Raw genomic sequence first — 11,437 nt, 5'->3', positions numbered from 1 at the left:
CTATCGGAACCCCTCGGCAAGCGAACCGGCGCCTTTCGCCCAGCCCTGCTTGACTGACCAGCGTTGGTCCGTTCCAGCCTCGACAATGGTCAGACGGCCATCGTCCGTGTACGCACCGGTATCGATGAAGATCTGCGCCCCGATCTGCTTGATGGCCTTCACCGGCGTATGCCCGCAGTACGTTGGCGACAAACCCCGCTGCATGGAAGGCTTTCCCGTTCCGAGCGCGAGCGACCTTCCCCACAGCAGTTGCTGGCGGACTTCATCGGGGAAATAGGCCACTTCGAGGTCGGCGTCGCTGCCGAAAAACTCCGCGTGCAGCACGTTGAACCGCGACGCGCCGTCCCCGACTATGCGCACGAGCGGCACGCTTGCGAGCTTTGCCGCGAGGCGCTGCAACTGCTCATCGGACAGATTGGACGCCCACGCGCCGCCAATCGAATACCAGACGTGGCGCTTCATGCGCCCGTCAGCGACGGCGCACAGGGCGTCTTCGTGGTTACCGAGCACCGGATAAAACCAGGGTTGATCGATCAGATCGAGCGCCGCAAGCGAGTCGCTGCCGCGATCGACCAGATCGCCGACGGAAAACAGCCGGTCACGCGTGCCATCGAAGCCAATTTCGTTGAGCAGATAACGCAACGCATCGACGCAACCATGCACGTCGCCAACCACGAGGTCACGGCCTGATTTGTTCGCCGGATGCCAGCAAACGACGGGATATGTAGCAGCAGTCATAGCCAAATCTTCTTCGTACACGGCGCACAAGCGCGCCCAAACCAAAAAGCAAGTTCACATTTTGAAACCGGTGACGCCGATAAGCAATCTTCGCGGCGCGACAAGGCAAAATTTGCCGTGCCGCACCGCACAAACTTGCATTTACTACGCAATTTTCGTTCCTCTACTGCGGTGTTGCGCGCAATTTGGCAACTTCAGCAGCGGTTGTGGTCGATTGCGGATCGCCGAAGGTCTTCGTGACGTAGTTGCTGATGGCGGCGATTTGCTCGTCATTGAGTTGATCGGCGAAGGCCGGCATGAAGACATTTGCTGTTTTCGTCTCGCGATTCACGCCGTGGAGCATCACCATGGTCAGGTTGTTCGCCGCCGATGCCCCGACCACGCTGTTATGAATCAGCGACGGATACGCGCCCGCCGCACTGCCGCCGCGTCCCTCGCCGGTCCAGCTATGGCAGGTAGCGCAATTGGCGATAAACAACTGCGCGCCGTTCACGCCGCTCACCTGCGTGCCGCGCATTGCGATGACGTCCTGGCTGGTCGGCTTGCCGAAGGAATCGCGCGGATGGGTATCGCCGCCACTTTGCGCGGGAACCGTGCGCAAGTAGGCGACCATGGAACGCAAGTCTTCAGGCGTCATGTATTGCGTGCTGTTCTGAATCACATCGGCCATCGGGCCGGCTGCGTTCGCACGGCCATGCACGGCGCCGGTGGCGAGATATTGCGCAAGTTCATCGTCCGTCCAGTTGCCGACGCCCGCGTTCTTGTCAGGCGTGATGTTGTAGGCGTGCCAGCCCGACAGTTCGGCGCCGCTGAAACGTTCGCCGGACTTCAGGCCTTGCGTGACGTTGCGCGGCGTATGGCATTCCTCGCAATGCGCCAGGCCTTCGACCAGATACGCCCCACGATTCCACTCGGCGCTTTGCTTCGGGTCGGGCACGAAACGCCCTTCCTTGAAGTTGAACATGTTCCAGAACACCATCAGCCAGCGCTGGTTGAACGGAAACGACATCTCGTTGCGCGGCGGCGTGTAGTGGATCGGCGCGAGCGTGTTGAGATAGGCGCGGATGGCGAGCACATCGCCGGAGGTGACTTTCGTGTAGTCCGCGTACGGGAACGCCGGATACAGACGCTCGCCGCCCTTGCCGATACCCTCGTGCATCGCGCGCACGAAATCGGCGTCGGTCCATCGTCCAATGCCCGTGTCCGGATCGCTCGTGATGTTCGGCGTGTAGATGGTCCCGAACGGCGTGTTGATGGGCAGGCCGCCGGCGAAGGGGCGGGCTTTGTCGGCGGTATGACACGCGATGCAATCGCCCGCGCGCGCGAGATATTCGCCGCGCTTGATCAGGTCGGCGCCGGCCTGATTGTCCTTGACGGTCGTGGCCGTCTCCGCACCGTTCGCAGCGCCAGCGGCCGTTTGCGCCTGCGCGGGTTCTATCAGTGAGTGGAAATTCATCGCGCCGGCTACGGCGAGCGCAAGCACGGCGAGCGCACCGCCAAGACGTTTTGCGGTTATGCGGGCGTCGCGGGGTTGGTGGTTCTTCATCGTGGATCTCCGTCGGCGCGCCATCACAGTTCTTTCTTCAGTTTGTCGGCGAGACGCAGCGACAACGCGGACAACGTCAGCGTGCAGTTCACCGATGCCGCCGTCGGCATCACCGCGCTACCGGCCACGAACAGATTCGGATGGTCGTGCGTGCGGCATTCGGTATCGACCACGGAATCCTTCGGGTCCGCGCCCATGATGGTCGTGCCCATGATGTGGTTGTTCGGGGCAAATTTGTCGTCGAAGGTGATCTCCGTGCCGCCGAACAATTCCGCGATGCGCGCGTAGTGCGTGCGTGTATCGGCGGCGCTTTTCTTCACGTAGTCGTTGATGGAGTAATAGATCTCGGGCTGCGGAATGCCGAGCGAATCCTTGTGATCCGACGAGGGCAACACGCGGTTCTGCGGTTCGGCAAGATGCTCGTGGAAGCTGTTGATGTTCATGGTGCGTGCAGCGCGGTCGCGAATCTGCCGGTCGAGCTCGGCGCCGCTCAAACCCTTCGCAATGAGATCTGCGGTGATCGCCATGGTCGGCACGCCATTCGACAAATGCAGCTTTTTCGCCGCGTATTCGGAACGGAACGCGCCATCGCGGAAATTGACGATGGACGTCATTTCCATGGGGCCGCGTCCCGGCCACAAGGTCTCGTTGGCGAGGAACGTGACGCCAGTTCCGGGGTGGTCCATGAGGTTGCGGCCGACCTGATCGGAGCTGTTGCCAATGCCGTTCTTGAACGTATCCGAAGCCGATTGCAACATCAGCTTCGGCGTTTCGATGCCGTTCGCCGCCAGCACGAACAGCTTGCCCGTCACACGCGTGCTGTTGCCGTTCGGGTCCTTGTAATGGACGGCGGTGATCAGGCCTTTGTCGTCGGCTTCGATCTTGTAGACCACGGCTTGCGGGATCAGCCTCGCGCCCGCGCGTTCGGCTTTTTCGGCATGCGTGACGCCGTTGTACATGGCCGCGATCGGGCAGATGGGCATGCAGTTGTTATTGCCGCAGCAGGTCGGGCGCGAATCGTACGGGCGGCTGTTGCGCGCAACCGGTTCCGGCACGACGTGAAACGATTCGGCGTTGAGGACATCGGAGAAACGCTGATCCATGTAGGAAAGCGGCAGCATGTCCATGGGATACGGTTTCGAGCGCGGCGAACCGAGATCGACATCATGGCCCGGACCCGATACACCCAGTTGCACCTCGGCTGCCTGATACCACGGTTCGAGCGTTTCGTAGGAGATCGGCCAGTCGCGGCCCACGCCATACAGCGTCCGGATCTTGAAGTCGGCGGGAAGCAGACGCCACGCCGCGGCGGCCCAATGCCAAGTCGTCCCGCCCACGAGCCGCAAGTATTGCGACGCATACGGGTACTCGCCCTTCTGGATCAGATAGTTGTTCTCGGGCGAATACTCGGGATGCGGCGCATAAGGCGTCGATGGATACGGCGTTGCAAAATCCGCTTTCGCGGGCGAGTTGCGGAAGTTTTCGACGATCTGCCAGCGCGGAATGCGCGGCCCGGCTTCGAGGAGGATCACGGATGCGCCCGCGCTTGCGAGCTGATGGGCTACCAGACCGCCCGCGACACCGGATCCGACGACCACGACATCGGCCGAATTCGAATTTGCCATTTTTGTATTGTCCTGTGAGGTGCTGCTTTTATGCTTCGGTCGCGCTGTCCAGCAGCGCGACCGCGTGATTCTTATATGGCTCGGATCAGGCGGCCTTGGGCGCGCCGACTGCCGGCGGCTTTTGCGTCCAGTAGAACGGCACATCGCGGCAATATGAAGGGATGGTCAGCACATCGCTTACGGAATCGAACATGAGTGCACGTTCGTACGCCACGACGCTTGTATGCTGCCCGTCGCCGACAAGACCGAGATACCACGCGCGTATGACAGCCGTGACGGTGCCGGCAAGCTTGGGCGTGTCTGCCTTGAGCGCCTGCGTGACGGTATCCGATGGCACCCCGCCATGCGCCGCAAGCCACACGTTGAGCGCGCTCACGTTCGCGACAAACTCGCTGTCCGACTTCGATAACGCGTCATACACGCGCTGCGCCAACGCGGGGTCGAAGCTCGAGCGGCCGGTCAGCTTGCGCGAGAGCAGGAGGAAGCCTTCAAGGCCTGCAGGCGGGGTATCGGCGAAAGCCTGTGTGAATAACGATGGAAAGCCCATTCCCGCCGATGCAAAAGCGAGCGCCACCGCCGACGCGCACGCGCCGAGCACGAAACGCCGCCGGGCGGCGGAGTGCCTGGCTGAATCAGCAGGCGCAGGGGGATCTTGAAGCTGTCTCATGGGTTGGTTGTCCGGGGTTGGTGTCCGTTACGCGTTTTGCCCAAGGCGATGATCGGCAAGAGCGGGCAGACGCGGTCTGTTAGACACGGTCTGTTAGACACGGTCTGTTAGACACGGTCGGTCCGACACGGTCTGTCAGACATGCATTGCCGATATCTTTGAAAATGATTTGAGGCCGTGGGGTGAAGTCAGAGCGCGCGTCAACATGAAGAACCGCGCTCGACGCCCGTTGAAGTTTGAAAGCTACACGGGCAATAATCGCGGCGCGACAGCTTAACGCGATTACCGCCACCACAGAGCCACGATAAAAATGAATTTCATGCTTCCCGACGTAGTCCGATATCGCCCGAGGGCGATTATTGCTTTGATCATTGGTGTGATTGCCGCAATTTTGGTTCCATATGACTTGCGCCCGCTCGTGCGTGGCCTCGTTGGTTGGGACACTACCGTATGGCTGTATCTCGTGCTCATATGGATTCAAATGTGGCGGGCGCACCAGGACGAAGTGCAGAAGCTCGCCGCGCGCGAGGATGAAAATGCCGGAATGGTTTTGCTATTCGTCAGTCTTGCGGCGCTCGCAAGTATTGTCGCGATCATCGCGGAACTCGCCAGTGCAAAGAACATGGGCTTTCGCAGCGCATTGCCTAACTATTTGCTGACAGGCATCACTATGTTCGGCGCATGGTTCCTCATCCCGACCATGTTCACTCTCCACTACGCGCGTCATTACTATCAGTCGCAAGACGAGACGTCGCTGAAATTTCCCGATACTCATCTGAAACCCGACTATTGGGACTTCCTGTATTTCTCGTTCACCATCGCGGTGGCATCGCAAACGTCTGACGTGGTATTGCGGTCTACGGAAGTGAGGCGCACTGCGTTGGCGCAATCGGTCTTGTCGTTCTTTTTCAATGCGGCCGTGCTGGGTTTGTGCGTGAACACTGCTGCCGGGTTATTAGGCTCGTAAAAGTGCCGGCGAGCAATTATTGCTGGCGCTTTATTAACTTTCGGTCTTAATTTCCTGAGTCGATTTGTATAAGCATTCCAGTTACCGCTGTGTAAAAACGCCGTTTCCGACGGGTGCTTTTTTACACGGCGTCAAATGTCTGTCTTCTGTCCGGCGTAGCGTGTTCGTTTGTGAGTGGCGTACCTAACGCTTTCCCGCGGTTTCGGGAAAAACCATGCTGCATGGCACAACGTTTGCTCTAAGAACTCCGCATCCCTCATCCCTCCGATAAGAGCACCGGTCGCGTGCGCCGCCATTAAACCGGCCGAGCGCAGCCCATCGCTTTTCATCCTTCAGACGCCAGGAGTCAGCTTTGTCCTTGAACGTATTGCTTGTCGCTTCGGAGGCCGTGCCGCTTGCCAAAACTGGCGGACTGGGTGACATGGTCAGCGCATACGCCGCGGCGTTACGTGAAGCGGGAGTCGATGCCGCCATACTCCTGCCGGCGTATCCGAACGCATTGCAAATGGTCGATGGATTGCAGAAGGTTGCTTCATTGACGGGCCTCCCGGGCGGTGACGGCGCGTTGTATCGCGGCCGCATGCCCGACACCGGCGTGCCTGTGATCCTGTTGCGCATGGATCACCTGTACGCACGCGACGGGCTTTACCAGGATGCCAAGGGACGCGACTACGAAGACAACGCTATCCGGTTCGCTTCGCTGTCGGCGGCGGCGGTCCGGTTGGCCGAAGGCGTTCGCGGCTTCAAGAAGCCTGACATCGTACATGCGCATGACTGGCATTCCGGCCTCACGCCGCTCTTGATGAAGCACGCGGGCGTGCACGCAAAAAGCGTTTTCACGATCCACAATCTGGCGTTCCAGGGCAACTATTCGCTCTCGCTTGGTGCAGCGCTCGGCGTTCCGGCCAAGTGGCTCGTGCCGGCGTTGACCGAACAAAAGAGCATCGAATTTTATGGCGCGTTGAGTCTGATGAAAGCGGGCATCGTCCACGCTGATCACGTCGCGACCGTCAGCGAGACCTACGCCCGCGAAATTCTCACGCCGCGCTTTGGTCATTTGATGGAAGGCGTCCTGCAATGTTATGCAGAGAAGCTGTCGGGCATCATCAATGGCATCGATGTCGGCGCATGGGACCCGATGACCGACACGCAGATCGCGCGCAACTATTGTTTCGAGGATATGCGCGGCAAACACGCTTGCAAGCGCGAACTGCAACAGATGTTCGGGCTACCTGTCGATCCGTTCGCGCCGGTGATTGCCATCGGCAGCAGGATGACATCGCAAAAAATGGCCGATGTCGTGATCGACGCCATCCCCGCCCTCCTCGAACAGCATCCGCGTTTGCAGATCGCGGTGATCGGCAAAGGCGAAGCGCATCTCGAAACGGCCTTCCAACGTCTGGCGCAAACGTGGCCGGATCGCATCGGCGTGCATATTGGCTACGACGAGCGTCGCGCGCATGTCCTGCATTCCGGCGCCGATATCCTGTTGCATGGGAGCCGCTTCGAGCCGTGCGGCCTGACGCAAATCTACGCGATGCGTTACGGCACCCTGCCGGTTGCATCGCGTGTGGGCGGACTGGCGGACACCATCGTGGATGCGGCCGAAGCATCGTCGTTGCAGGAAGGCTTTCAGTCTTCGCCGGTTGAAAGCCTGGGCAGCTTCGAAGGCGCGACATCGTCACGTCCGGCTACCGGTTTTCTCTTCGATGGCGAAGCGACTCATGACATGGTGGTTGCGGTCACGCGCGCCATTCACGCTTTCATGCGCCCTCAACAATGGCGCACGCTGCAACGCAACGCAATGGCCCGCGACTACGGCTGGAACCATGCAGTTGCCAAATACATCCAGCTCTACGCAGGCCTCACGGACGCACGTCCCGCAAAGACGCCGCTGCGCACACGCCGCGTGCCGGTTCATACGCCGGCGGTACCGGCCATCGCCGCCATGGCAGCGCCCGCTGCCGCTGCAAGCCGTCACGACCGTCACGATGGAGAACGGTCGCAATTTGTCGCACGCAGCGCCTGAAAGCGTTCGCATCTCGCTGTTCGATGATACGGTTATGCGGTTGCCGCCCGCCACGCTGATAGAAGCGCGGCGGGCGGTGGTCGTCTGACCTGAAGCGAGGCCCCGACGCCCAAGCCGGAAGTCAGCTCCGGCGCGGCACGCTACGTGCTGTGTCCTAGAACGCGACCCTGGCGCCGCACCGAACGACGTATCGCGCATGACAGCTCCATAAAGATACGTACCGCACTCGAAACCCCGGAATTGGTGCTTGAAGACTGTCTGAGGCTCGTCTGCCGTAGCCGTTCGTGCGGTTGGTTTATTGCCTGGTTGAGCGCGATCGCGTTTTCCCGCATCCACGCCATAGCAGGACGAACTGGAAAAGACGACCGATGGAACACCATCACATGCTTCACGCGTATGCGCCACGAATCTATTTCATCGACCCGCTTCTCGTCGGACCATTGCCTCAATGGCCTGCACAATTCGAGCACGCCGCAGCTCTCGGCTTCGATCATGTCCTGATCGGCGCGCCCTTTCTGCCCGGCAAGAACGGGCACCGACAGGCGGTAGCCGACCATCACAAGCTGCATCCCGCATTTGAGTCCGATCTTCCAGCAGCGGAAGGCCTGCGTTTGCTCGCAAGCCAGGCTGAGAAGCACGGGCTGACATTGCTGGTCGATATCAACCTCGACCGCGTCAGCGCCGAAGGCGGCCTGTTCCAGGAAAACCGTCACTGGTTTCATCCGTTCGAAGCGGCCGAAGCGCGGCTCGATCCGCGCACCGCACCGCATGAGGAAAGCGTCGCGCACGCCAATTTCGGCGATGGCGAAGCCGCTCACGCGCTAACCGAATGGTGGGCGCGCGAATTGATGCTGATCGCCGATGCCGGCATTGGCGGCTTTCGCTTCGAAGCGCCGCAGAAGGTGCCCGCGCATGTCTGGCGCCGCCTGGGCGCGGCTGTGCGCGAACGTCATCCGCAAACCAAATGGCTTGCGTGGACGGTCGGCGTCAACCGTCATGATCTGGCGAACCTCGCCGATGCCGGTTTCGATTCGGTGTTTTCATCGGCGAGATGGTGGGACTTTCAAAGCAACTGGCTCTTCGATGAACACGCGGCCCTGTTCCGCATTGCGCCGCCGATCGCATTTCCCGAAGAACCGTACGGCACGCGCCTGCTCAACGATCTTCCCGACACCAGCGATTCATCGCTTGTGGAACGGGCTTACAGGCGCGCGTTGTACACGGCGGCGGGCATAGGTACCGGCGTGCTGGTTCCCATGGGTTTCGAGTACGGCCTCACGCAACCGCTCTCTTACAACCACGGCAGCGCGGAAGAATTTCATCGTGCGACGGAAAGCGCGCGCTTCAATGTATCGGCGGAAGTGGCACACGCAAACGCGTTGCAACGCAACTCCGCGGCGCTAGCCAGTACCGGCGAGTTGCGCACGCTGACGGGTCCCGGCACGCCGTATGCGGCGATCCTGCGCGGCAGCGGCCCGGACTTGCGGACAGCGAGCGAAGCCGCGCTGATCGTGCTGAACGCCGACCTGACAAAGCCGGTCTATGTCGATACACGTCATTTGCTCGATGGTGCTCCAGGCAACTTCACGCGGTTCCGCGCGATCGATGAAGACACCACCGAAACGCCGCTGCCGCTGAAACCTTTCCTGCTGCAGCCGGGCGAAGTCCGCCTGCTGCGCGGCGCGTCCGAGCCGCCGATCCTGCTTGCGCAGCCCCAGGTCAAACGCGGCGCGAAATCCGCCGATAAAAAATCGGTCAACGAGGCGCTCGTCGCCCCGCGCGTGATGATCGAAAGCGTGGAACCGTCGGTGGATCACGGGCGCTTCCCGGCGAAGCGGATCGTGGGCGAAGCTGCCGAAATCACGGCTGCTATTTTCGCGGAGGGGCACGACAAGATCGCGGCTGCCGTGCAGTGGCGCGCCGCCGATGAGACCGACTGGCACGAAGCCAAGATGCTTCCGGTCATTCCGCTTGGCAACGACTTGTGGACGACCAGCATTCCGCTCGACCGGCTCGGCCGGCATGAATTCACGGTGATCGCGTGGCGCGACGATTTTGCATCGCTCATCGATCACATGCAGAAAAAGCTCAAGGCCGAGCAGACCGTCGAACTGGAACTCGAGGAGTTGCGGCACCTGTTCGCGTTGATCCTCGCCGAAGTGAAGACAACGGAAGGGTCGCAAACGGAACCGCTGGAAGGCATCGTCAAGCAGTTCGCGAAAGCCGATGGCGAGACACGTCTCGCGCTGGCGTTGTCGCCGGAAACGGCGCAGGCGATCGACGCGGCGCGGCATCGTCCGTTCCTGTCGCGCGATCCGGTGACCTACCGGATCGACGCCGAACGCGCCGCCGCGCGCTTTGCAAGCTGGTACGAGATCTTCCCGCGCTCCATGAGTGACGATGAAAACCGTCACGGCACGTTTATCGATGTGATCGGCAAGATGCCGCGCATCCGCGAGATGGGCTTCGACGTGCTGTACTTCCCGCCGATCAACCCGATTGGCATTGCGAACCGCAAGGGCAAGAACAATACGCTCACGGCCCAGCCCGGCGATGTGGGTAGCCCCTACGCCATCGGCGGCAAGGAAGGCGGTCACGACGCGGTGCATCCGGAACTCGGCAATCTGGATGACTTCAAGCGCATGCTCGATGCCGCGCGTGCGCACGGCCTGGAAATCGCGCTCGACTTCGCGGTGCAGTGCTCGCCGGATCATCCGTGGCTGAAGGAACACCCTACATGGTTCGCATGGCGTCCTGACGGCACCTTGCGGTATGCCGAAAATCCGCCGAAGAAGTATCAGGACATCGTGAATCCGGACTTCTATGCGAAGGACGCGAAACCTGAATTGTGGCTTTCGCTGCGCGACGTGTTCCTGTTCTGGATCGCGGCGGGCGTCAAGATTTTCCGCGTCGACAACCCGCACACCAAACCCATGCCGTTCTGGGAATGGGTGATCGGCGACGTGCGTGCGCGTCACCCCGACGTCATGTTCCTGGCCGAAGCGTTCACGCGGCCGCGCGTGATGAACCGCCTCGCCAAGCTTGGCTTCTCGCAGTCGTACACGTACTTTACGTGGCGTGAGTCGAAGCGCGATTTCGTGGAATACATGCACGACCTGACGCAGACCGACGCGAAGGACTTCTTCCGTCCGAACTTCTTCGTCAATACACCCGACATCAACCCGCGTTTCCTCCAGCGTTCGGGCCGCGCCGGGTTTGTGATTCGTGCCGCGCTCGCGGCCACGCTCTCGGGACTCTGGGGCGTGTACAGCGGTTTCGAACTGTGCGAAGCCGCCGCGTTGCCGAACAGCGAGGAATATCTGGGCTCGGAAAAGTATCAGCTTCGCGCGTGGGACTGGAACCGGCCGGGGAATATCGTCGGGGAGATCACGGCGCTCAACCGTATCCGCAAGGCGAATCCGGCGTTGCACTCGCATCTCGGCGTGAACTTCCTGCTCGCGCATAACGACAACATTCTCTTCTTCGAGAAAGCCAACGCCGCGCGTGACAACGTGGTGCTGGTCGCAATCAACCTCGATCCGTTCAACGAGCAAGGGGCGGATATCGAACTGCCGTGGAAGACGCTGAGCGACTGGGGCGTTCAGGAGTGGGATGCGCTGGCCGTGGAGGACCAGATGACGGGCGAACGTTTCGAATGGCGCGGCAAACGGCAGCACATTCGACTCGATCCCAACACTCGGCCGTTTGCGATCTGGAGAATCGCACCGACGTGGGGCCTGCCTCGCAAGGACATCGCAGCCTGAAGTCAAAGCGCTTGCGTGCCTTTGAACGGCGCGCAGGCGATCATCACGAAGGCATCGGCCGACGTGGCACAGAACAACTCACACAGCCGGTAGCAGTGCGC

Annotated in this window: 7 protein-coding genes; 3 read left to right on the top strand and 4 right to left on the bottom strand. The window is 60.9% G+C overall.

Features of this window, described 5'->3' with window-relative positions; genetic code table 11:
• The 4 genes from AX768_RS23095 to AX768_RS23080 form a co-directional block, all read right to left on the bottom strand.
• Window positions 1-738 (bottom strand): metallophosphoesterase, encoded by a 738-nt coding sequence (locus AX768_RS23095; RefSeq protein WP_082779131.1) that lies wholly within the window; start codon window positions 736-738, stop codon window positions 1-3.
• 163 nt (window positions 739-901) lie between these two features.
• Entirely contained in the window at window positions 902-2,194 is a 1,293-nt protein-coding gene (locus AX768_RS23090) for a c-type cytochrome (protein WP_439823419.1), read from the bottom strand.
• Window positions 2,195-2,307: 113 nt separating this feature from the next.
• On the bottom strand, window positions 2,308-3,909 hold the full coding sequence (locus AX768_RS23085; protein ID WP_062002483.1) for a GMC family oxidoreductase: 1,602 nt from the start codon (window positions 3,907-3,909) through the stop codon (window positions 2,308-2,310).
• A gap of 85 nt (window positions 3,910-3,994) precedes the next feature.
• Window positions 3,995-4,576: a sugar dehydrogenase complex small subunit gene (locus AX768_RS23080; RefSeq protein ID WP_062002482.1), complete on the bottom strand. Its 582-nt coding sequence runs from the start codon at window positions 4,574-4,576 to the stop codon at window positions 3,995-3,997.
• Window positions 4,577-4,886: 310 nt separating this feature from the next.
• On the opposite strand from AX768_RS23080, the gene AX768_RS23075 reads away from it, so the two are divergent.
• From AX768_RS23075 to AX768_RS23060, 3 genes are all read left to right on the top strand, one after another.
• On the top strand, window positions 4,887-5,543 hold the full coding sequence (locus tag AX768_RS23075; protein WP_062002481.1) for a DUF1345 domain-containing protein: 657 nt from the start codon (window positions 4,887-4,889) through the stop codon (window positions 5,541-5,543).
• Between the two features lie 352 nt (window positions 5,544-5,895).
• Window positions 5,896-7,572 carry a glycogen synthase GlgA gene (gene glgA, locus AX768_RS23065; protein WP_062002479.1) on the top strand — a complete coding sequence of 559 codons (1,677 nt, stop codon included), beginning with the start codon at window positions 5,896-5,898 and terminating at the stop codon, window positions 7,570-7,572.
• A 368-nt stretch (window positions 7,573-7,940) separates the two neighbouring features.
• Window positions 7,941-11,336 (top strand): maltotransferase domain-containing protein, encoded by a 3,396-nt coding sequence (locus AX768_RS23060; RefSeq protein ID WP_082779046.1) that lies wholly within the window; start codon window positions 7,941-7,943, stop codon window positions 11,334-11,336.
• Window positions 11,337-11,437: the final 101 nt, after the last annotated feature.

The sequence above is a fragment of the Burkholderia sp. PAMC 28687 genome, assembly GCF_001577465.1.
Taxonomy (GTDB): Bacteria; Pseudomonadota; Gammaproteobacteria; order Burkholderiales; family Burkholderiaceae; genus Caballeronia.
The sequence above is the reverse complement of the archived record's forward strand: the minus strand, read 5'-3'. Positions and strand labels throughout refer to the sequence as shown.

What these genes read in the sequence shown, in the direction of transcription:
- AX768_RS23095 (WP_082779131.1), bottom strand. Translation starts at nt 738, where the DNA reads ATGACTGCTGCTACATATCCCGTCGTTTGCTGGCATCCGGCGAACAAA.
- AX768_RS23090 (WP_439823419.1), bottom strand. Translation starts at nt 2,194, where the DNA reads ATGAATTTCCACTCACTGATAGAACCCGCGCAGGCGCAAACGGCCGCT.
- AX768_RS23085 (WP_062002483.1), bottom strand. Translation starts at nt 3,909, where the DNA reads ATGGCAAATTCGAATTCGGCCGATGTCGTGGTCGTCGGATCCGGTGTC.
- AX768_RS23080 (WP_062002482.1), bottom strand. Translation starts at nt 4,576, where the DNA reads ATGAGACAGCTTCAAGATCCCCCTGCGCCTGCTGATTCAGCCAGGCAC.
- AX768_RS23075 (WP_062002481.1), top strand. Translation starts at nt 4,887, where the DNA reads ATGAATTTCATGCTTCCCGACGTAGTCCGATATCGCCCGAGGGCGATT.
- AX768_RS23060 (WP_082779046.1), top strand. Translation starts at nt 7,941, where the DNA reads ATGGAACACCATCACATGCTTCACGCGTATGCGCCACGAATCTATTTC.